General features: G+C 42.4%; 21 protein-coding genes and 1 pseudogene. 8 read left to right on the forward strand and 14 right to left on the reverse strand.

All coding sequences use genetic code 11. The features are described 5' to 3' along the window. Positions 1 to 63 precede the first annotated feature (63 nt). The 4 genes from A4S05_RS41695 to psb34 all read right to left on the reverse strand — a co-directional run bounded on the left by A4S05_RS41695 (position 64) and on the right by psb34 (position 2620). Complete coding sequence (locus A4S05_RS41695; RefSeq protein WP_176727031.1) at positions 64 to 234, reverse strand: hypothetical protein; 171 nt, start codon at positions 232 to 234, stop codon at positions 64 to 66. 114 nt (positions 235 to 348) lie between these two features. Then, on the reverse strand, positions 349 to 1125 hold the full coding sequence (locus tag A4S05_RS17515) for a COP23 domain-containing protein (protein ID WP_069071080.1): 777 nt from the start codon (positions 1123 to 1125) through the stop codon (positions 349 to 351). A 279-nt stretch (positions 1126 to 1404) separates the two neighbouring features. Next, on the reverse strand, positions 1405 to 2130 hold the full coding sequence (locus A4S05_RS17520; protein WP_069071081.1) for a Uma2 family endonuclease: 726 nt from the start codon (positions 2128 to 2130) through the stop codon (positions 1405 to 1407). Positions 2131 to 2449: 319 nt separating this feature from the next. Further along, complete coding sequence (gene psb34 / locus A4S05_RS40365) at positions 2450 to 2620, reverse strand: photosystem II assembly protein Psb34 (protein ID WP_141699742.1); 171 nt, start codon at positions 2618 to 2620, stop codon at positions 2450 to 2452. Positions 2621 to 2742: 122 nt separating this feature from the next. On the opposite strand from psb34, the gene A4S05_RS42620 reads away from it, so the two are divergent. Then, entirely contained in the window at positions 2743 to 2946 is a 204-nt protein-coding gene (locus A4S05_RS42620) for a hypothetical protein (protein ID WP_141699743.1), read from the forward strand. 68 nt (positions 2947 to 3014) lie between these two features. Then, positions 3015 to 3524, forward strand: coding sequence for a pYEATS domain-containing protein (locus tag A4S05_RS17525; protein ID WP_141699744.1), 510 nt, complete (start codon positions 3015 to 3017; stop codon positions 3522 to 3524). 46 nt (positions 3525 to 3570) lie between these two features. Here A4S05_RS17525 and A4S05_RS17530 read toward each other — a convergent pair whose 3' ends face one another. The 9 genes and pseudogenes from A4S05_RS17530 to A4S05_RS17565 all read right to left on the reverse strand — a co-directional run bounded on the left by A4S05_RS17530 (position 3571) and on the right by A4S05_RS17565 (position 11483). After that, positions 3571 to 5202, reverse strand: coding sequence for a mucoidy inhibitor MuiA family protein (locus tag A4S05_RS17530; RefSeq protein WP_069071083.1), 1632 nt, complete (start codon positions 5200 to 5202; stop codon positions 3571 to 3573). Positions 5203 to 5323: 121 nt separating this feature from the next. After that, positions 5324 to 6265 (reverse strand): LysR family transcriptional regulator, encoded by a 942-nt coding sequence (locus tag A4S05_RS17535; RefSeq protein ID WP_069071084.1) that lies wholly within the window; start codon positions 6263 to 6265, stop codon positions 5324 to 5326. A 240-nt stretch (positions 6266 to 6505) separates the two neighbouring features. Further along, the gene (locus tag A4S05_RS17540) at positions 6506 to 7294 is read right to left on the reverse strand and encodes a beta-carboxysome assembly protein CcmO (RefSeq protein WP_069071085.1); all 789 of its coding nucleotides are present in this window, start codon (positions 7292 to 7294) and stop codon (positions 6506 to 6508) included. 47 nt (positions 7295 to 7341) lie between these two features. Beyond that, entirely contained in the window at positions 7342 to 8124 is a 783-nt protein-coding gene (locus A4S05_RS17545; RefSeq protein WP_069071086.1) for a beta-carboxysome scaffolding protein CcmN, read from the reverse strand. Between the two features lie 193 nt (positions 8125 to 8317). Next, a complete protein-coding gene (locus tag A4S05_RS44235) occupies positions 8318 to 8575 on the reverse strand; it encodes a RuBisCO small subunit-like domain-containing protein (protein ID WP_370684464.1) in 258 nt (85 codons plus the stop codon). A 96-nt stretch (positions 8576 to 8671) separates the two neighbouring features. Next, positions 8672 to 10324: pseudogene (locus tag A4S05_RS17550) on the reverse strand (ribulose bisphosphate carboxylase small subunit); the annotation flags it as partial. 105 nt (positions 10325 to 10429) lie between these two features. Beyond that, on the reverse strand, positions 10430 to 10732 hold the full coding sequence (locus A4S05_RS17555; protein ID WP_069071088.1) for a beta-carboxysome shell vertex protein CcmL: 303 nt from the start codon (positions 10730 to 10732) through the stop codon (positions 10430 to 10432). Positions 10733 to 10738: 6 nt separating this feature from the next. After that, positions 10739 to 11083: a carbon dioxide-concentrating mechanism protein CcmK gene (locus A4S05_RS17560; protein WP_039748664.1), complete on the reverse strand. Its 345-nt coding sequence runs from the start codon at positions 11081 to 11083 to the stop codon at positions 10739 to 10741. A gap of 91 nt (positions 11084 to 11174) precedes the next feature. Next, positions 11175 to 11483 (reverse strand): carbon dioxide-concentrating mechanism protein CcmK, encoded by a 309-nt coding sequence (locus A4S05_RS17565; RefSeq protein WP_012410633.1) that lies wholly within the window; start codon positions 11481 to 11483, stop codon positions 11175 to 11177. Positions 11484 to 12139: 656 nt separating this feature from the next. On the opposite strand from A4S05_RS17565, the gene A4S05_RS17570 reads away from it, so the two are divergent. The 3 genes from A4S05_RS17570 (at position 12140) to A4S05_RS17580 (ending at position 17362) form a co-directional block, all read left to right on the forward strand. Continuing rightward, complete coding sequence (locus tag A4S05_RS17570; protein WP_069071089.1) at positions 12140 to 13996, forward strand: NAD(P)H-quinone oxidoreductase subunit F; 1857 nt, start codon at positions 12140 to 12142, stop codon at positions 13994 to 13996. 491 nt (positions 13997 to 14487) lie between these two features. Beyond that, a complete protein-coding gene (locus A4S05_RS17575; RefSeq protein WP_069071090.1) occupies positions 14488 to 16008 on the forward strand; it encodes an NADH-quinone oxidoreductase subunit M in 1521 nt (506 codons plus the stop codon). A 223-nt stretch (positions 16009 to 16231) separates the two neighbouring features. Next, a complete protein-coding gene (locus A4S05_RS17580) occupies positions 16232 to 17362 on the forward strand; it encodes a CO2 hydration protein (protein ID WP_069071091.1) in 1131 nt (376 codons plus the stop codon). A gap of 176 nt (positions 17363 to 17538) precedes the next feature. On the opposite strand, the gene A4S05_RS17585 is transcribed toward A4S05_RS17580, so the two are convergent. Continuing rightward, positions 17539 to 18009 carry a GNAT family N-acetyltransferase gene (locus A4S05_RS17585; RefSeq protein ID WP_069071092.1) on the reverse strand — a complete coding sequence of 157 codons (471 nt, stop codon included), beginning with the start codon at positions 18007 to 18009 and terminating at the stop codon, positions 17539 to 17541. Between the two features lie 320 nt (positions 18010 to 18329). On the opposite strand from A4S05_RS17585, the gene A4S05_RS17590 reads away from it, so the two are divergent. From A4S05_RS17590 to A4S05_RS17600, 3 genes are all read left to right on the forward strand, one after another. Then, complete coding sequence (locus A4S05_RS17590) at positions 18330 to 18815, forward strand: hypothetical protein (RefSeq protein WP_069071093.1); 486 nt, start codon at positions 18330 to 18332, stop codon at positions 18813 to 18815. 425 nt (positions 18816 to 19240) lie between these two features. Then, complete coding sequence (locus tag A4S05_RS17595) at positions 19241 to 19567, forward strand: DUF6464 family protein (RefSeq protein ID WP_069071094.1); 327 nt, start codon at positions 19241 to 19243, stop codon at positions 19565 to 19567. Between the two features lie 238 nt (positions 19568 to 19805). Then, positions 19806 to 21062, forward strand: a complete 1257-nt coding sequence (locus A4S05_RS17600) for an ABC transporter substrate-binding protein (RefSeq protein ID WP_069071095.1) — start codon at positions 19806 to 19808, stop codon at positions 21060 to 21062. Position 21063: the final 1 nt, after the last annotated feature.

The raw sequence follows: 21063 nt of genomic DNA on the forward strand, positions 1-21063 counted from the left end.
GATTTATCGCGTCTTGAAAACCCACAATTTTGTACTATTAGCCCTTAACCGAATGGCACTAAGTTAAGCTGAATGGTAGGCAGCGTAAGGATTGCAGAGGAGCAGAGGGGCAGGGGCGCAGAGGGGAATTTCTAAATATCCGAACGCAATACCTAAAACTTCTTGTTTCTCCCCTGCTCCTTTGCTCCTCTGCACCCCTGCTGCCTCAACGATTTTCCCTTTTCTTAGTGCCATTCGCCCTTAACCCAAGCGTATTGCATAAAAAAGGCGGACAAGATGCCCGCCCCAGAATAAGTAGTTGGATATTTTTTATTTGAAAGTCATTTTGTATTAAAAGCCACTCTTGCTTTACCGGAACTTACCAGGAGCTAGACGAGCACCGTTAGGTTGAGACTGACGACGAATTGCTACTCCACTCCGCAAATTATTTCCAGTACCACCATCTTGGCGATCGAGGAAAGGTTTCAAATTAATCCCACTTCTAGATGAACTAACCCGATTATTGCCACTACCCAGAAGTGTGCGTCCTAAATTATATATTTCGTTGCTTCCACTATTGCGATTGCCATAAGTATTAACAGCTATGGTTTGCTGTCCACTATCAGCAGTAGTCAAGTTTTGAAAAATGCTATTGCGGATAACAAAGGGGTCTTTTCCACGGGGGACTGTCAGCACAATTCTACAGTTTGGGTTCGTTTCAGTTGTGACGCAGACAGTATTTTCGTTATTTTCTACCGATGTCTGGAGTTCTTGTAAGCCATCTGGGCGATAAAGTTCTAAGCGACTAGCGATCGCTGCACAACGCTTTTGTGCGTCCCAACCACCACCCAAAGCCGCAGGTGCCGCCCAAGGAAAGAATTGTCCTGGTTGACTTTGTGGCTGATACATGACAGTATACTGTCCATTGTAAGTCTGACAGCTAAACCGAGTTGTACCGTCAACTGAGGGTGAAGGTGGTATGCCTGTAGATGTGTCAATTGGTACTGATGAGCCACCTGATGGTATTGTTGGTACAACAACGCCATCGCCAGTAGAATCATATTGCGCGATCGCTGCCGAATTTCCCAGACACAAAGATAAGCCAATACTGCCCAAAGAAATCAACCGAATCAGTTGTGATGACATAAATCATCCTCCAGTAGAAGTAAGTAGGGAATTGATAGTTTAAGTGACGAATAATTCTGGCTTTTGATTCAGCAAAAACGCTATTTTTTTCCTCTCTAGCTTTTTTCTCTGCGAGTAGCTTTTTCACCCGTGCTTGAATTTCTGTATGACGCCTGAATCCTTCATCAGCGTAACGGTTGTAGCTACTACGGGTAATCGGATTTTCTAAATCACTCGCTCACCCCCGCCTGGGTGCGAAGAGTTCGTTTCATGCTGGGGCTGGCTACCTATGCATATATGCTAAGGCAAATTAGTTGGATCAATACCTTGAGATTGTAAATAGGCAATTAGCCGTTCTTTTTCCTGGCGTTCCTGTTCAATTTGTTCCACTGCCCAAAGTAACAAATTACCTGCCTCATCCCACCAGCGTAACCAGTAACCAGTTCTGGCTTCTTTTGTTCCTTGCCAAGTTCCCAGAAATAAACCCATTGAATCAATCCAATGACGACCATGTTCATCAGGTTGCTGTAACTCGTAGCGCCTGTTTTCGAGTTGGTAAAATTCTAGCAAACCACCATTTGGGTCAAAAATTACGTAAATTGGAACTTGAAGAATCTGCTCGTAAAAAAACCATTTTCCTGGTGGATAGGTTCGTTTAAAAGAGTATTCTCCACCCTCTGTGTCAGATAGAAATTCCATCACAATTGCCGGAATATCTCCATCTAAATTGGGTGTATAACTTTTGCGTTCTCCTAAAATCTGATTTACCGATGGCACATAAACCCAGTCGGGTGCTTTAGCAACAAATTGCCCGTTTATCGTTGCACAAAGTCCAAAATTTGAGGCTATCAACATCTGCGGTTGGATGAAACCACTTATCTCAAGGCTTTCGCGCAAAGCACCAGCCAATAGTGGCTGACCTGTATTTTCCACTGGTTCATCCTCTAGGTGAAAATCTGCGGGCAATGCTTCCCAAGATATTACCAGTTCTGTTGAAGATTTAGGTTCACCGAGTTGGGTTGCCATAAACACCCTCTTTTATTGATTTGTCTTTATTTTATGGCTGACCAGTGGCTTGTTGTCAGGCGATCGCTGTTATTTGACAACGCAATATCCCATCGGGTTTTGGGGAAAAGGGTAAGGGGAAAGAAAAAACCTTTAACCTTTACCCTTTAACCTTTACCCAAAACCCAATTCCGAGTTCAAAATGCTTTACCCAAGCAGAATTGATATCCCACTCACTTTTTGCGATGTATAAAACACAAAAAACCCCGGCTAAATTAGCCGGGGTAAAGTCGAGAAGTGAGAATGACGATGAGATACAGCGATACCGAAATCAAAAATCTTAGCTAACGGTAAAACCAACCAAAACTAAAGTGGTGACGATTAAGGTTGCAAAAAGACCCTGTAAAACGTATTTACGTTGTTCCCAAATTGCTGGGTACTCAGCGTAGTACATCTTGGGTTCTGCTGCATAGTTGTTGAGAATGCCGTCTTCGTTAGTGGTGGTATACATGGTTTTTTTCTTTGTTTTGTTATCTTATGTAAACAAATATAACAAGTTTGTTACAAATTGTCAATGAGACTTGACAAAAAAAGACTGATGCCAGCGATAAAGCTAACTTATCTAATAACATAATGAAAATTACTAATTTTCAGACTATTTATATCGCACAAACCTCTGAACCATCGCCGTCCCCAATGCCAAAAAGGGAGCAGGAAGGAGTAAACCTACTAGGTGCGAGTTGGGTTCCTTTCTGGCAAACCATAGTCTGCACCGTAAAACCTGCGAACATCGACCACCTGAAGGTGCGAGTTGGGTTCCTTTCTGGCAAACCATAGTCTGGTTAGTGTTTTGGGTTTTTATAATCAGATATATTAATAAAAACTTTAGCGCACAAATTAGTAGCTTGTTTAATGCTTTTATCGCAAGAATCCAAGATGGTTCTCCAGTTAAATTCGGAAATTTTGTGGAGCTAGATGCTCCACTAGCGATCAAAAATGCACAAGTAAGGACTGCAACCTCGGAAGGTGTGAGTGGTATAACTATCCCTGAAAACATTAATGAAAAAGTTCTGAATTATCAAAAACACTCTACAGGAATTGATGAGAGTGTCTATTTAATTCATACATCTGAGGTGATTGTACCCAAAACTTTAGAAAAACGTGGACTTTACCGGGTTAAGGTTTGGCTAGAGGCTTATTCAGAAGTTGATTTTAATAATTGCATTCGCGTTACCTATCGCTTACATGACTCTTTTAAAAAGCAAATTATTGCTACTGAGTCACATAATAATCAGTTTGAACTATGGCTGAATGTTTGGGGAGAGTTTACGCTCATTGCATACGTTGAACGAAAAAATCAAGAAGCGTTATGGCTGACTCGCTATCTCGATCTACCAGGACGCCCACCAGAGTAATTAACACACCCTACTAACTATTAGATAATTTATTTTTTAGGATTCCCTAGATATCTAACCCAACTACCATTAGGTCAGGAGGATGTTCTACATTAAACTGGTAATATACCTCTCGTCGCTCTTGGGGTGGAAGAGTTAACTGCCATTCTAAAATCCCCATTTCACCAACTTGAATCTGTGGGTTGCTGCGACTGAGACGCACTTTAATTTGCTCGTTGCGGCTAACTGGCAATTGTTCAGTTAGTTTCAAATTTACTTCTTTATCGAGTAAGTTAGTAATTATCAGCCGATAACTATAAGTAATCCGGCGCTGGTTGCTAATCAATCTTTTGTCTACCAGACGTTCAACTAAGTCGCGCTCAATTTTTAAACCTTCGTCAATTCCTAAGTTCAGTTTGAATTCTTGCCCTGGTGCAATATTCTCTAACTGAGTTGTCCCGATAAAAACGTTATCGCGGAAAATATTCGCTTTGCCTGGTAACAAAGTCGCACCGTTGGGATTATTTTTCACATTCGCTTGTAGATAAGCAAAGCTTACCAAGCGTGGCATTGCTACATAATCGAAGCTACAAGGATAATCGTCATTAAAAATCGTAGTTTTATGGGGTGCGCCATCACTGGGAATATTGCCACCACTATTCAATTTAAAGGTAACTACAGTCCCTTCTTTGGATACTTCTGCTGTAACGGTTTCTGCTGGGATAAGACTATCCTCTGCAACTTCATCTTGTTCTTGCCAATCCGCTCTGGCAGCAGAAGCAGGCGGTTCTGCTATGGTAGGTAGCAGTGGTGGCTGGGCAGTAAATCGGTGTCTTTGTAACAGTTGTGGACGTGGGGCATCAATATACCAGGGTTCAAGTTTAGGTGGGAGTGTACCTAATCCTGGTTTAGCGGTAGAAAGGGTGAGATTTGCCCCAATCCAGTCTTCGCCAGTGCTTTGAATGATTTCTGCAAGGTAGCTCAGATGTACAATATCGCTGGTAGTGCTAAAGCGTAAGTCATAAAGCGGATTCCAACTAACGCGATTTACTATGTAGGATACCTCTAATTCAAATTTTCCTTCACCCGCTACTTCAACTGCTACAACTAAGTTAAAACTCTCTTTGGGATGGGGCGTTTGAATTTTTTGCAATGAGGTGTGGAGTGCTTGCAGTTGTTTGTCTAATTCCTGCTGTTGGGTTTTGCACTCTCCAGATGCGATCGCATATTCACTATACTGGCTTCCGAGAAAGTTCAAAAAATCCAAAGTTTCGCTAAGGCTGAGATTTTTCCGAGACAAACTCTGTGAAAAGGGTTCTTCTGTTTTTTCACGTAAGCCAGCGATAAAACTAGATTGCAATGCTAAAGCATCCACCTGAGCTTGGAGGTGGCGTTTTTCGGCTTCTAATTGCTGGATTTGCCTTGTCAAATGTGCTACCCGCTCCGCTACTGGTTCATTAGTGTAGATGCGATCGCTACTAACTCCCACCAAGCGCACCCCTACCGTACCAGTACCTCTAACCCTGACAGACTCAGTTTCTAGAGTCATTGGCACTGGGGTAATTACTAATTCCTGTTCAATTCCTGTTAAATCAACTACACCCCGCCGTGTAACTAATGCTCTGTCAGCATACACGGTAACAGCTACAATCTCGCTTTGTACTGTTTTGCGCCAAGATGGTATTTCCGGGTTAACCACTACTAGTTTTCCCCCATTCTTAATGATTCTGCTGGTTAATTGTCAATGTTTACTGGTCTAACAGTCAACCCTTTTAGGTAATTCGTAATTTGTAATTTGTAATTACGAATTACGAATTCTCTTACCCGTGAATTGGTTCAAACGTGCTATAAGCGGTATCAGCTTTTTGCTCGACAAAATTCTTTGCCGCAGCTAGTAGATACTCATAATAGGCACGAGCGACGATAGATAGCTGCTTGCCAGATGGGTAAACCATGTACCAATGTCGCTGAATGGGGAAGTGTTGTACATCTAAAATGCTAAACTCTGAAGTGTCTGACAGTAAGGTATGACGGGATAAAACAGAAATTCCTAAACCACCTGCGATCGCTTGTTTAATTGCTTCATTACTTCCCAATTCTAGCTTGACTTTTACCGTTACCCCTTCTTCTTCAAATAGCTTTTGGACGGCGCGACGAGTTCCTGATCCAGGTTCCCGCATAATAAAAGGTTCGTTAGATAAGCGTTGTATAGGAATATTTTTTTCCTTGGATAAGGGATGATGAGTCGGTGCAAAGACTATCAAAGGATTTTCTAAAAATGGTTCACAAGTCACATCGAGATTGTCTGGAATTTGACTCATAATATATAAGTCATCCAAATTTTGACTCATTCGTTCTAAAATTTGTTCGTGATTTGTTACTTGCAGCGAGATATCAATCCCTGGATAGAGTTCGCAAAAGGGCCCTAACAAACGTGGAATAAAGTATTTTGCTGTTGTAATTACTGCCAAGCGTAATTGTCCCTGTTTTAGCCCTTTTAAATCTGCCACTTTCATTTCATACTGGGCTATATTGTCAAAAATCTGCCGACAAGTGGCAAATAATTCCCGTCCTGCTTCTGTCAGATACAATCGCTTCCCCACTTGCTCAAATAATGGCAAACCTACCGATTTTGTGAGTTGCTTGATCTGCATAGAAACGGTAGGTTGGGTGAGAAACAATTCCTCAGCAGCACGAGTAAAGCTACTGTGCCGTGCCGCCGCCTCGAACACCTTTAACTGGTGCAGCGTCGCTTGGTTCAAGGGTGTATTCTCCTGTATATAGCGATTAAGAGATATAAAACTAGTATTGCTGAACACTGGCAAATGATATGGCAATGCTCACAGAAAGTTACGAGTTTTATTATAGATAAAACTCTATTATTTATATTAAAACAAAAGTATTCTACTTATGGATTGAAGAAGCTATTATCAGAACAGCAAAAGCGTAAGATGCCTTCCATCTAAACGATGAATGATGATTTTTTAAAAATTCATCTATCATCATTCATCATTCCATAATTCTTCCTGAACTTTTGTAGGTAGCTTGGTTAAATCTGGTAACCTTAGTACCTCGATTTCGGCAACTTGTTCTTTAATATTCACTGGTAAGTTTAACGGTTCGCGTTCTTCTATCCAACATCTTGCTAATGGCAAGGTTAGCTCCATTTCGTCGAGGGGTCGGGGAATTACCATGACTGCATTTAATTCCCCAATGCGTTCGGCCTCAAACATTCCCGCTTCTACTGCTACTGCCACATTTGCTACGGAACCACGAATAATAGCTGTACACAAACCCGCACCAATTTTTTCATAGGCTGCTAAATGAACATCAGCAGCTTTGAGCATGGCATCACAAGCTCCTACCATCGCTGGAAATCCTCGCGTTTCTACCAAACCAATTGCTTGATTACTCAGACGGCTGTAATTGCCCTCTTCCATCAATTTAGTAAAACGGGTTGTGATGGGAAGCACTATATCTAGGTTGGGATAAGGCCGGGGAATCACCAAACTAGAAACTAGCTGACCAAACTGTTCAGCCGTTTGCACACCAGATTCTACCGCCAGACGCACGTCAGCAATTCCACCGCGGACGATCGCAGTACAATGACCACTACCAGTTTTTTCATACCCAATGAGGTGAACTCCCGCTGACTTCAGCATCATATCCGCTGTTCCAACGATCGCAGGAAAGCTGCGGGTAGAAACTAAACCCAAAGCAGTATCCTGATAGGTTTCTTGACTACTTGCTCCCTGTATGGTACGAATGGGCCGTTGATTATATGTTTCCATGTCAATTCTCCAAAATACGGAAAAAGCCGACAACTTACAATTAACACTTACTCGGACTGATTGTCAGAGTTTGGGTCGTTCAATGATTGTCTATGAGGAAACAATGTAGTCAACAGTCTGCTTATGCTCCCTTGTCCATAAATTTGAGTCCCGAAACCATTAGGGGATTCTGTGGTTGGCTGACTGGGGTCTGAGTTATGTTCTGTAGAGGTTTGGACGGCTTCTTCCAAGGTGGAGTTAGCATCATGAGCCGGTTCTTCTACTGGAGGAGGCTGGTTTTGTGGAGTGGCGGAAGATTTAAAGTAAGAAATCGACTTGTTTTGTTTGAAATCCACAAAAGCCGAGGCTGAGAGGTTAGTTGAGGAAACTACCTTTTCCTTAACTCCCCCTAAGCCATTTTCTTCTTCCTGCTGCGGTGGTGCATTTGTAGAAGCTGGGTTATTTGTAGATGGTTCCAGTGGCTTTGTTTGAGCAATTTGCCGACTGGTGTCTCCTAGAATTGAACCCGCTGGTATTACTTGTCCAGGTTCAACCGAATAGTTAAAAACTGTTGTTGCTGAACCAATGCAAGCATTTGCTCCAATTTTGCCCTTGCCAACCATCAAAAACCCGGCTCCCAGGTTTGCGCCTGCTTCTACCTCTAGGGTTCCTTCATGGACTTGGAGAATCGCTCCCATGCCAATACAGACCCCTGGTCCAATGATGATCTTGCTGTTTACAGCCGCTTGGAGAATCACACCAGGTGCAAGTACCGCGCTTGGATGAATAGTCACCTCACCACTAATGTAAGAATCAAAGTTATTGCTGAGGCGCAGTGGCGGCACAGACATGGAAATTTTAACCTCGGAAGCCGGAATGGGGAATGGGGAATAGGGAACGGGGAATGGGGAGTAGTGAATGGTGAATGGTAAATGGTGAATATTAAAATTCCCTAATCCCTACTATTAGGGAGTGGTGAGTGGTGGATATTAAAATTCCCTATTTCCTATTCCCTATTCCCTATTCCCTATTCCCTATTCCCTACTATGGTCGTTGAATGATCGTTTCCAATACGCGACGCTTGGCTTTGGGGTCAACACCAATTAAGCGCACATATTCTCCGGGATATTCGCCGAGTTGTTTTTCTACGGCTGCGATCGCTTCTCTTTCTGAGGAGGCTTGAATTTGACCGGTACTAGTCCAGGAACCTGTACGGAAGCGGCGCTGATCTACATGCTCAATGCTAATTTTTGAGCCGCTAGCCAATAATTGCCGGAGTTGGCCTACTACTTCTGTACTCAAGCGGGTAGCTGTTGCTGTTGCTGTTGCTGTTGCTGTTGCGGAGGGTGTACTGCTAGTAAATGATTTTTGACCACCAGAGGAAGCTACTTGACCATTGGGACGTTGGATAATGGTTTCTAATACCCGCCGTTTGGCTTTCGGGTCAATACCAATTAAGCGTACATATTCCCCTTCGTATTCACCTAACTGTCTTTCTACGGCTGCGATCGCTTCTCTTTCTGAGGAGGCTTGAATTTGACCGGTACTAGTCCATGAACCAGTTCGGAAGCGGCGCTCATCTACGTGTTCAAGGCTAATTTTCGATCCGCCAGCCAATAAATGCCGGAGTTGGTCTACTACTTCAGAACTCAAGCGGTTACTGGTAGCTGTTCCCGTACCAGAGGGTGCTGCACTAGTAGTAAATGATTTCTGACTACCAGAGGAAGCTACTTGACCATTGGGACGTTGGATAATAGTCTCCAATACCCGCCGTTTAGCTTTGGTATCAATACCGATTAAACGTACATACTCGCCTTGATGGCTTGCTATGCATTCTTCTAAGGCGGAGATGACTTGATTTGTGGAAGTTGCTTCAATTGGCTTGCAACTAGTCCAAGAACCAGTGCGGAAACGACGTTCATCCACGTGTTCCATGCCGATTTTGTAACCACCTGCCAACAAGTGGCGGATTTGCTCTAGAGTTTCGCCACTGACTTTGCCACTGCTAGAACCGTTACCGTTACCATTACTGCTGCTGTAGCTGCCATTGCTATGACTGCTATTCGGCGCTTTAAAGCTGGTAGCTGGTTTTGCATCATCATCGGGACGTTGGATAATGGCTTCTAGCACACGCCGTCTATCTTTGTCAATGCCAAACAGTCGGACATACTCGCCGCTATGATCATTTACACAGCTTTCTAATGCTGCGATCGCTTCACCGAGCGATCTCGGTTCGATTGGCTGACAACTAGTCCAAGAACCCGTGCGGAAACGTCTTTGATCTACATGTTCCGTACCAATTTTATACCCTTGCCCCAATAGATACCGCAACTGATCTATTGTTTCTGCACCCAAGCTATTGCTCGCCACTTTACTACTCCTTTCCAACTCTAAAACAGTAATACCATTACCTGTATAAGATTTAGCGTTCTCATCCCGAATGGGTGCTATACATTTGCTATCCGCAGCACAGAGATAACCAGCTCGTAATGCCTGATTAATTCCAACCACATGATGAGCAAATTCCTTATCCTGATCTTGCACATCTGGCAAGCGATCGGCTTGCTGCTGGCTGGTAATTATCGCTCCCGAAGGTACATACTTACCAGAGGGAATCTCTACATCTTGAATTAAAGCGTGCATCATCACGATGCAACCTACACCCACCCTGGCATTAAACACCGTAGAGCGAAAGCCAATGAAGGAATTATCACCTACATAAGCTGGCCCATGAATTAGAGCCATGTGGGTAATGCAAGCGTTTTTACCAATCCATACTGAGTATTTATTTTGGTCATCGCCAATTACTCGGCCTTGCTCCAACCCATGAATGACAACACCATCTTGAATATTGGTATTTTCACCCAGATAAAAAGGTGTGCCTTCATCCGCTCTAATCGTAGTCCCCGGAGCAACGATTACATTTGCACCTATTCGTACATCCCCAATTAGATTGGAGAATGAATGTACAAAGGAAGTTTCATGGATTTGGGGTTCAGCTAAATTCCTTGACCACGGGGTTGGGGGTGCCGCCGTGCTGCGGACTGCCATTGCGAGATTCCTCCTGTATTGTCATTTGTCAGTTGCCATTCGTCAGTTGTCATTTGTCGAGAGCTAATGACTAATGACTAATGACCAATGACTAATGACCAATGACTATTGATATTGATCTTTTTTGCTGTAAATCAGGCGATCTTCAACGTAAATGGTATCTATGATCGCCACCACTACTGCATCTAATGGACGTTGTTCATTTCCAGTAACTTGACGAGCAGCACTACCACGACTGACAAGTACCCACTCATCTACTCCTGCTCCCACACTATCTGCTGCTACTTCGTATTGTGGCAGGATGTTTCCATCTTCATCCACTAATTGTAACAACAGTAGTTTCACACCTCTGAGACTTGGATCTTTTTGGGTGCTAACTACTGTGCCGCGAACTTTGGCAACTTGCATTACAAATTACGGTCTTCTACCGAAAGGGCGAATTGCATTCACATTTTCCCGGAACTGCTCTACGTCTTCTGTATAACGAATTGGGAGGACGTATTCCAAGTTTTCGTGAGGACGAGCAATGATGTGAGTAGACAGCACTTGTCCACCATTAACTCGCTTTACAGATTCAACTCCTGCGCCTACAGAAGCTTGCACTTCCGAAACGTCACCACGGACAATGACTGTCACTCGACCACTACCAATTTTTTCATAACCTACTAAGGTGACGCGGGCAGCTTTCACCATTGCATCAGCGGCTTCCACTACTGCTGGAAAGCCTAGCGTTTCAACCATTCCCACTGCAATTGACATTAGTTTTAATCCCTATTTGAAAGTTTTTAGCCTTGGACAAAAGTGATGCTCAATTAGGCAAAGAGCGTTAATTACTTTGTTTAAACAGCTTTTAAGTACGGAATTGTTCTACCGCTTCTGTGTAACGTATCGGCAAGACGTATTCCAGGTTCTCATGAGGACGAGCAATGATGTGAGTGGATAACACTTCACCACCAAATACTCTTTTTGCCGCTTCAACCCCAGCTGCTACAGAAGCTTGAACTTCCGATACATCTCCCCTTACTATCACTGTGACACGAGCGCTACCAATTTTTTCATAGCCTACTAAAGTGACACGGGCGGCTTTCACCATCGCATCAGCAGCTTCCACTACTGCTGGAAAGCCCTTCGTTTCAATCATCCCAACTGCAATTGGCATCGCAGAACTCCTACAAAATGAATCTAATCAGTACTGTTGTTTGAAATTTTTGACGGGGAGAGCTTATCTTAGAGCTAAGAAAACACTTCCAAATTAAGCATAGGAAAGCTTGGCGTCCCTGGCAATATAAATCACTATAATAGTTTATGATAAGAAAGTTTTAAAAAACTTAACAAAAGTTTATCTGTGCTTCTGGGCAATTAAAGTTCACTGATTCCTAGAGCAGCCACTTATGCTTTATAATTTCTTTATCACATTTCCAAAACGGCATTCATAACCAAGGCTAATCCTATCTGGTAAAGGGGAAGCATAGGCTGCGTCTTTTGCTGCATCTATCTTTCCTCAAGAATTACTGTATGTACAAGGACTAGGTGAAAAATAGATAATTTTTTCAAATATATCGTATAAAGTACTTTGCTTAAAGTAGAAATACAAATCTAAAAGGGTCAGTGATGTTAAGGGAAGTAAATGCTTTTGCTTATGTAAAGTTATATTTTACTTATATTTAATAGGGTAACATTAAGTAAAATTACTCCTGGGAATTTAGTTTAAAAAATAGTAAAAAAACATCGGGCTTTTGGTAGATTTATTTTAATAAATAAATAATCGGTTGAAATTTTTTTAAAATCAAGGCTGAGTCGTCAAGGAAAATTTAAATGGATCAATTTCTATTTTCAACAAGTTGGTTTGTGCCTTTTTATAGCTTATTGGGTGCAATTTTGACCTTGCCGTGGGGAATAGGAATAATTCAGCGAACCGGGCCAAGACCTGCGGCATACTTCAATTTGTTGACGACCGTTTTAGCTTTTGTCCATAGCCTGTTTGTATTTAAAAGTATTTGGGATAGAGAACCAGTAAACTTACTAATCAATTGGTTCAAAGCTGCGGATTTAGACTTATCTTTTGCCTTAGAACTATCGCCAGTCAGTATTGGAGCAACAGTTTTAATTACAGGGTTAAGTCTACTGGCGCAAGTTTACGCTCTGGGTTACATGGAAAAGGACTGGTCGTTAGCGCGTTTTTTTGCACTGCTGGGATTTTTTGAAGCGGCGCTGAGTGGTCTAGCAATCAGTGATTCTTTGTTTCTCAGCTATGCGCTTTTGGAACTTCTGACGCTTTCGACTTATTTGCTGGTGGGGTTCTGGTATGCTCAACCACTAGTAGTAACGGCGGCGCGAGATGCGTTTTGGACTAAACGGGTGGGAGACTTGTTGCTGCTAATGGCTGTAGTGACACTTTCCACCTTAGCCGGGAGTTTGAACTTTTCGGATTTATATGAGTGGGCGCAAACAGCTAATTTAAGTCCAATGACATCGACATTGCTAGGGTTGGCATTAATTGCTGGGCCTGCTGGTAAATGTGCCCAATTTCCATTGCACCTGTGGTTAGATGAGGCAATGGAAGGGCCTAACCCAGCCTCGGTAATGCGGAACTCGCTGGTAGTAGCTGGTGGTGCTTATTTACTGTATAGATTTCAACCATTGTTAGCACTATCGCCAGTTGCCTTAAATGCCTTGGTAGTTATGGGCACGGTGACGGCGATTGGGGCCACATTAGTATCCATAGCTCAAATTGACATTAAGCGATCGCTATCTCATTCCACCAGTGCATACATGGGGTTAGTGTTTTTGGCGGTGGGGTTACAGCAAGGGGGTGTAGCCTTGATGTTGCTATTAACTCATGCGATCGCAAAAGCATTATTATTCATGAGTTCTGGTTCAGTCATTTTGACTACCCAAAGCCAAGACTTAACAGAAATGGGCGGTCTGTGGTCACGGATGCCAGCCACCACCACAGCCTTTGTAGTCGGTTCAGCGGGGATGGTAACACTGCTACCATTGGGAAGTTTCTGGGCAATGTTAGCATGGGCTGACGGTTTCGTGAATATTAGCCCTTGGGTAATTGGGGTTTTAGTATTAGTCAATGGTTTGACAGCATTGAATTTGACCAGAGTCTTTAGATTAGTGTTCTGGGGTAAACCGCAACAAAAAACCCGTCGCACGCCAGAAGTTGGTTGGCAGATGGCGCTACCAATGGTGATTCTGACAGTGCTAACTCTGCTTTTACCTCTGATGTTACAGCAATGGTACTTACTACCCGATTGGGAAAGTATTAATTGGTATGTGGTGTTAGCGTTGTTTGCGTCTACCGTGGTGGGCGTAGGTGTAGGGTGTACAGTTTATCTGCACAAAGCTTGGTCAAGATCGAGAATATTGGCGTGGAGATTTCTGCAAGACTTGTTAGGTTATGATTTTTATATTGACCGAGTTTATCTTGTAACCGTGGTAAGTGTAGTAGCACTGCTATCTAAAATCTCTGCTTGGAGCGATCGCTACTTGGTTGATGGTTTCGTAAACTTGGTTGGGTTTGCGACTATTTTTAGCGGACAAACTTTAAAATACAGTATTTCTGGGCAATCTCAGGGCTATATGTTGACCATCCTAGCAGTTGTCAGCGTCCTGGGTTTTTTCATCAGCTGGTCATTGGGTTTACTAGATAAATTACCTTTTTAACGTGTCGCGGAAGTCCCCACCTTCAATGTACCCATCTCTGTGGGGATTGTCAGCGGGGGATGAGGATTACATCTGGAATTGATTTAAAACATCAGTAAAAACAAATTCTGGATGTATGACGAATGCCCATCGCCCTTGGCGTCTCCCCTTGGGAGAAGATTTTCTGGTAAAATACACACTGTCTTGACCATCAATGCCACAAGCGAAAACCAAGCTAATAGGTATATGTTGCAAGAGAAAGATTTGGGTCTTGGGAACCAGGACTTCTGCCCTTGGAGGGAATGTCAGACCAAAAAAAACTACGGAGTTTTTGAGGCTATTCCCAATGAATTGGGAAGCTCAGATTTCAGCCGTAGGCAAGTCTGAGTAGTTCACAGATATTGTCATTGGTCATTGGTCATTAGTCATTTGTGATTGGGTAAGAGTTTTTCCTAGTCCCCAGTCCCCAGTCCCCAGTCCCCAATCCCCCATTCCCCATTCCATACCTACTTATGCTTAGTGTTTTAATTCTAGTGCCGTTAATCGGCGCAGCTTTAATTGGTTTCTCGCCCTCTGGCATCAATGGGAAATTCGCCCGTGGGGTGGCTTTGGTCTTTGCCACTATCGCTTTCTTGTGGACAATCGTACTAGCAATTCAGTTTCATCCAGGGGAAATAACTCAACAGTTTGCTGAATCTATCCCTTGGGTAGATGCTTTAGGTTTGAATTATAACCTTGGGATAGATGGTTTGTCTTTGCCATTGCTGGTTTTAAATGGATTGTTAACTTCCATTGCCATTTACAGCAGCGATGAATCCCTACAGCGTCCTAAATTTTATTACTCTTTGATACTATTATTAAGCGCTGGGGTGACTGGAGCCTTTTTGGCACAGGATTTACTGCTATTTTTCCTATTTTACGAATTAGAACTAATTCCGCTGTATTTGTTAATAGCTATTTGGGGTGGGGAAAAGCGGGGTTATGCTGCTACCAAATTTCTCATTTATACAGCCGTTTCGGGAATCCTGATTTTAGCAAGTTTCCTCGGCATGGTTTGGCTGAGTGGTTCCTCTAGCTTTGCATTAGCAACCTTAAACCCGACAACTTTACCTCTCGCGACACAGCTTTTACTGCTAGCGGGCATTTTGGTCGGTTTCGGGATTAAAATTCCCTTAGTTCCCTTCCATACTTGGTTGCCAGATGCTCACGTTGAAGCTTCTACACCGATTTCAGTGCTGTTGGCTGGGGTGCTGTTGAAGTTAGGAACTTATGGCTTACTGCGGTTTGGCATGAACTTGTTACCAGAAGCTTGGAATTATCTGGCTCCTTGGTTAGCGACTTGGGCAGTAGTGAGTGTACTGTATGGTGCATCCTGTGCGATCGCTCAAACCGATATGAAAAAAATGGTGGCATACAGTTCCATTGGACACATGGGTTATGTGCTTTTAGCGGCGGCGGCGGCTACACCTTTAAGTGTGTTGGGTGCTGTAATGCAAATGATTAGCCACGGCTTGATTTCCGCAATGCTGTTTTTGCTAGTAGGGGTTGTGTATAAAAAAGCCGGAAGCCGTGATTTAGACGTAATTCAAGGATTGCTGAACCCAGAACGGGGTATGCCGGTAATTGGTAGCTTGATGATTGTCGGAGTCATGGCCAGTGCTGGTATACCGGGAATGCTAGGCTTTATCTCGGAATTTATAGTTTATCGGGGAAGTTTTCCAGTTTTCCCAGTGCAAACATTGCTATGTATGCTTGGTACTGGTTTAACAGCGGTTTATTTCTTAATTCTTGTCAACCGCGCCTTTTTTGGCCGCTTGTCTGCACAGGTTACCAACTTACCGCGTGTGTATTGGAGCGATCGCATCCCACCTGCAATTTTAGCTATATTGATCGTGATTTTCGGCATTCAACCTGGTTGGTTAGTCCGCTGGACTGAACCAACGATTACAGCAATGGTGAATACCCAAAACGTAGTAGCAGTGTCCTTGGATAAAGAAATGGGGCTAGTACCGCAAGGCGGAATTAAAAATTAACAATGAATACAGCGTAAGCGTTTCATAGATTGGAAATGGTGAGGCAGTCCGGTCTTGGGGGTTCCCCCCATGAGGAACTGCCGAACCCGAAGGGGTGGTTTACTTCCGTCGTACTGTACTAAGGATTAGGGACAAGGGGACAATGAGAATAACCATGACTAATGACTAATGACTAATGACTAATGAATAATGACTAATGACTAAACTTTTTGGATAAATAGCAATGGTAATTACTAAAAAGAGAGCTACTCACAATCCCTTAGCTGAGTATATTGAACGTCTGCAAAAAGGAGAAGCATTACTCCCCGACAGTCCAGAAAATGTGCTGGAAGTTGTTGGTATCCTTAAAAGCTATGGCGTAGTTTTAGATGCCTACTCAAAAAATCTTAACTATATTGCCGAGTATCAGTTTTTAATATTTTTCCCATTTTTTAAATACTTTAATGGAGAGGTTTCTTTTCAGAAATTACTCCGTCACTGGTGGCATGACCGAATTAATTTTGAATATGCCGAATATTGCATGAAAGCCATGATGTGGCATGGTGGCGGTGGACTAGATACGTATTTAGATACAAATGAATTTAAAGAAAGAGCGCAAGCTGTTATCGCCGCAAAATTTAAAAATAATCCCTTCATTTCCGGTATCAACCAACTGTTTCCAGATTTCTTAACAGAACATTTGCGCGTCTCTGCTTACTACACAGGTTTAGGTCAATTTTGGCGAGTCATGGCTGATATTTTTCTCAGCTTATCAGACCTTTACGACCAAGGCAAAATCAAATCGATTTCCGAAGTTGTAGAACACATTAAAGCGGGGTTAGTGGCAAATGCATCAAATCCAATTACCTACGCTGTAAAAATTAGAGGTAAGGTCTATGAAATCATTCCCAAAAGTGTTGGCTTGACTTTCTTAGCAGATACAGCAATACCTTATGTAGAAGCAGTATTCTTCCGAGGAACTCCTTTCCACGGTACTGTTTCATACAACGCCCAAGGATATCAAATTCCCCCAGATCAAACCCGATTTCAATATGGCGCATTGTATGCCGATCCTTTGCCCATCGGCGGCGCAGGTATTCCTCCCACCTTGCTGATGCAGGATATGCGTCATTATCTTCCAGAGTATTTGCACGAAATTTATCGTCGCAGTCTCCGGGGTGAAGATGATTTGCGAGTCCAAATTTGCATAAGTTTCCAAAAATCGATGTTTTGTGTGACCACAGCAACGATTTTGGGACTAATGCCTTATCCTTTGGATACTAAAGATCCAGATCAAGCAAAAGGTAATCGAGTTTATTTAGAGAAGTGGATGAGTCGGTTAGAAACTTCGCGGTTGCTGGATGTGAATAAATAGATAAAAAAAGATTTTAATTACATTCCGATGAAAGTAAAGACTGCTCAATCTTTGGGGTTTGAGTATAGTTTCTTAGTATCTAACATCGTGATGCGTATTGCTTACACTTTGTTGGGATTGTGCTGTAACTAGTCTTGAGTTTAAGATTGATTGTTTCGCTAGCATTCAACAGATTATTATCCTGCTTTGATATGCTTTTCCATGACAAAGTTTATAAACTTTTGTCCTCTACGCTCAACCTCTTGCTTTTTTATAACAATAAATCCCTGCCTTTCAAAAAAAGGTTTAGCTGTAATACTGACTTCTGTAAATAACTTTTCAACCCCTAAAGACTTCGCTTTTAATTCAATCTGTTCTAAGATTTTCTTACCAACACCTTTCCTTTGAAAATCTTTGTGACAATAAAAACGGTCAATATGACCATTAGCCTCTAATTCTCCAAAACCAATAATTTTGCCATCTTCTTCTGCTATATAAGTAAACTTATTTGCTAAACTTTTAATCCAAACTTCAATATCCATGTTTGCTGGTGCCCAAGCATCTACTTGTTCTGCTGTGTAATCATGAATATTTACTTCATGAACAGTGTCGTAGAACAATTTCATCATTTCTTCGGTATCAGCTATTTCATATATTCTCAATCTCATAAGGGATGTGATTAAAAAAATTCGCAATTTGCACTCTTGCTAACGCCCCGCTTCTCTACGAGACGCTACGCTAACGCTATCGCGGACTCGCTACCGCTACGCTAACGCAATGATGTTTTGTAACGGGGATTTAACCCTGACACAAAACGTGCTGCCTATCTTGCTGGGGACTCAAACCCCCAAAGTTCGTTAAAGGCATTTCAGAGGATACAGTACTTAGCGACCACTGATGTTCAAAATAAATATATTTTTACTTAGTACAAATGTACTAAATTGCTGCTAAAATGCCTTACAAGTCAGCTAGCCTTGCTTGAGGTAGTATGAAAAAAATCCAAGATACGGACAAAAAGCCCATTTTGCTGAAAGTTTCGCTGTTGCAGCCTACATCTGTAACTACTGCTATAGTGCCACTGCGACCCCAAAAGGAAAAAATCATCAGCGAAGGAGAGCGTTTGATTGCACAAGTTGAACGTATCAATCAGATGGCAGGAGAGTTAGAAGCAGCGATATTCGAGTTGAAAGCGATCGCTAATACACTGAATACTCAAAAAGGTTCCCCATTCTTCAAGAAGGAGCAATGCAAAAATATTTGCCAGTATTTCGCAGTTAGCGTCCCTTGGGTAAAACGAAAGCCTGACAAATCTTTTATTCTGACAACGCGAAGAGTTGATTTATTCCGAGCCGAAAGGGAAGCCGCACTGCTAGCACAGCAACTTCGTCATCAAACCAAAAAAAGATTAGCATCGCAGCGACACAGAAAAAACAAGAGCGAAAATCATACAAAACGCTTGTTCAAAAGGTATTAGTCAACAAATCTTAAAATTATCGAAACAGAATTCAGGAGTCAGGAAAGGTATTCGTGCAATTCGTGGATAGCGCAGCATAAAGCCTTCTGGCATGGCTTGTCTGCGACACACTGCGCTTTTAGCCTCTCGTAGAGAGCGTCTTGATTCTGACTTCTGTTAGCGGATAGCTAAGGTTTAGCCCATTCTGACTTCTGAATTCTTCTTCAACAACATTCAACGGCATTTCACCCTTGAGGTTGTAACAGTTATGCTGATTGAAGTGGCAGAAGGAACTTCTTGCTCAAAATTGCATACCATGCTGCCATTGCTCATTGCAACCATATTTAGTGGCAATGAGGCAAAACTGCCCTAAGATTTGCACTTCCGTAAAACCAGAGTGTAACATCAGGGACAATCAATCAGCGCACAGAAGAGGTAAAAAGAAGGTGTTAAAGACACTTTTAGTGATTGCCGTTGGTTTTTTACCGTCCCTGATTTCCCTGTGGGTGATCCGCAAAACCCATTTGCGATCGCGCCTACGGCTCAGACAAGCAGCCATGAATTTTCCAACAGTGCAGGGACAACAAAACTTTAGACCGGTTGAGAGCGATCGCTATTATTTAGAAGGGGTAGGTTACCTGATCGGCGATATCAGCTGCAAATTTAATGCCCGTTCTGGTTACATGCGTTGTGCTGTCAATCCCGAAGGCCCCTGTAATGGTTGTCGTCACTACGAACCCAAAGGATTAGCTGATAGTGAAAAAAGGGCTTAGAGTCCTGACAAAGCAACTTTACAGCACATTCCCAAATAGAACTGGGGAATGATAATATTGTTCATATTTATAATAATTTGTATTTACAAACACTTTGAATATTTGTCTTTGCATGGTCAAATAAGAATGATTTAATATAATTCGTGCAAAAGTGGAAATCTGCGTCATTTTGTTTGCAGATTATGAACTTTAGTATTGACTTTTGCCGAATATCTAATAACTACATGACTATTTAACGATGAATAACGCGATCGCTCGAACAACAGCATTATTATCAACTTGTGCTTTCCTATTAGCAGGCTGTGGTGGCGGTGGTGAACCTGTGGCGGTGACAAATTCTCCAAATGCTACCACAAATAACACTGCAACAGATACCGCAGCGACAACGGGTACATTGTCGGGTGCTATTCCCATCGGTATTGCTGTTGCCCAAACTAGCAATGTGGCATTACTAGGTCAAGAGCAAGTTGCTGGAGCCAAACTTGCCGAAAAGTATTTTAATAGTAAAGGTGGTGTCAATGGGACACCAATTAAATTAGTGTTTCAAGATACTAGCGGTGATGAAGCAGGGACAATTAACGCTTTTCAAACTTTAATTAACAAAGATAAAGTTATTGGAATTGTGGGCCCAACTTTGTCACAGCAAGCTTTTAGTGCTGGCCCTATTGCCGAGCGTGCAAAAGTACCAGTTATTGGGCCATCAAATACTGCTAACAATATTCCCGAAATTGGTGATTACATTGCTCGTGTTTCTGCACCAGTTTCCATCGTAGCGCCTAATTCGGTGAAAGCTGCGCTTAAGCAAAATCCCCAAGTTAAAAAGGTTGCAGTTTTCTATGCTCAAAATGATGCATTTAGCAAGTCAGAAACGGAAATTTTTCAACAAACAGTTAAGGATCAAGGGCTGGAATTGGTAACAGTACAAAAGTTCCAAACCAGCGATACAGATTTTCAAAGTCAAGCTACCAATGCAATTAATCTCAAACCAGATTTGATCATTATTTCTGGTTTGGCTGCTGATGGTGGGAATTTAGTCCGACAATTGCGGGAACTAGGTTACAAAGGCTTAATTGTCGGTGGAAATGGTTTAAATACATCGAATATATTGTCAGTTTGCAAGGCACTTTGTGATGGAGTTTTGATTGCTCAAGCCTACAGTCCAGAACATCCAGGTGAAGTTAACGCGGCATTTCGTAAAGCCTATACTGACGAATACAAAAAAGAACCACCCCAATTTAGCGCCCAAGCTTTTGCAGCAGTGCAGGTTTATGTCGAAGCACTCCAAGCTTTAGATAAAAAGAGCAAAGTTAACAAATTACAGCTACCAGAATTGCGGACAGAGTTAAACAAACAGATACTTAGCGGAACATACAATACACCATTAGGTGAAATTGGTTTTACTCCCATAGGTGAAGTTGTGCAAAAAGATTTCTATGTAGCCCAAATAAAGATGGAAAAAGACGGAAGCCAAGGTAAATTTACATTTTTAAAATAGT

The organism is Nostoc sp. KVJ20 (genome assembly GCF_001712795.1).
Taxonomy (GTDB): Bacteria; Cyanobacteriota; Cyanobacteriia; order Cyanobacteriales; family Nostocaceae; genus Nostoc.

Coding starts and splice junctions, on each gene's coding strand:
- A4S05_RS41695 (WP_176727031.1), bottom strand. CDS start 234: ATGGCACTAAGAAAAGGGAAAATCGTTGAGGCAGCAGGGGTGCAGAGG.
- A4S05_RS17515 (WP_069071080.1), bottom strand. CDS start 1,125: ATGTCATCACAACTGATTCGGTTGATTTCTTTGGGCAGTATTGGCTTA.
- A4S05_RS17520 (WP_069071081.1), bottom strand. CDS start 2,130: ATGGCAACCCAACTCGGTGAACCTAAATCTTCAACAGAACTGGTAATA.
- psb34 (WP_141699742.1), bottom strand. CDS start 2,620: ATGTATACCACCACTAACGAAGACGGCATTCTCAACAACTATGCAGCA.
- A4S05_RS42620 (WP_141699743.1), top strand. CDS start 2,743: ATGAAAATTACTAATTTTCAGACTATTTATATCGCACAAACCTCTGAA.
- A4S05_RS17540 (WP_069071085.1), bottom strand. CDS start 7,294: ATGGAAACATATAATCAACGGCCCATTCGTACCATACAGGGAGCAAGT.
- A4S05_RS17545 (WP_069071086.1), bottom strand. CDS start 8,124: ATGTCTGTGCCGCCACTGCGCCTCAGCAATAACTTTGATTCTTACATT.
- A4S05_RS17555 (WP_069071088.1), bottom strand. CDS start 10,732: ATGCAAGTTGCCAAAGTTCGCGGCACAGTAGTTAGCACCCAAAAAGAT.
- A4S05_RS17560 (WP_039748664.1), bottom strand. CDS start 11,083: ATGTCAATTGCAGTGGGAATGGTTGAAACGCTAGGCTTTCCAGCAGTA.
- A4S05_RS17565 (WP_012410633.1), bottom strand. CDS start 11,483: ATGCCAATTGCAGTTGGGATGATTGAAACGAAGGGCTTTCCAGCAGTA.
- A4S05_RS17570 (WP_069071089.1), top strand. CDS start 12,140: ATGGATCAATTTCTATTTTCAACAAGTTGGTTTGTGCCTTTTTATAGC.
- A4S05_RS17575 (WP_069071090.1), top strand. CDS start 14,488: ATGCTTAGTGTTTTAATTCTAGTGCCGTTAATCGGCGCAGCTTTAATT.
- A4S05_RS17580 (WP_069071091.1), top strand. CDS start 16,232: ATGGTAATTACTAAAAAGAGAGCTACTCACAATCCCTTAGCTGAGTAT.
- A4S05_RS17585 (WP_069071092.1), bottom strand. CDS start 18,009: ATGAGATTGAGAATATATGAAATAGCTGATACCGAAGAAATGATGAAA.
- A4S05_RS17590 (WP_069071093.1), top strand. CDS start 18,330: ATGAAAAAAATCCAAGATACGGACAAAAAGCCCATTTTGCTGAAAGTT.
- A4S05_RS17600 (WP_069071095.1), top strand. CDS start 19,806: ATGAATAACGCGATCGCTCGAACAACAGCATTATTATCAACTTGTGCT.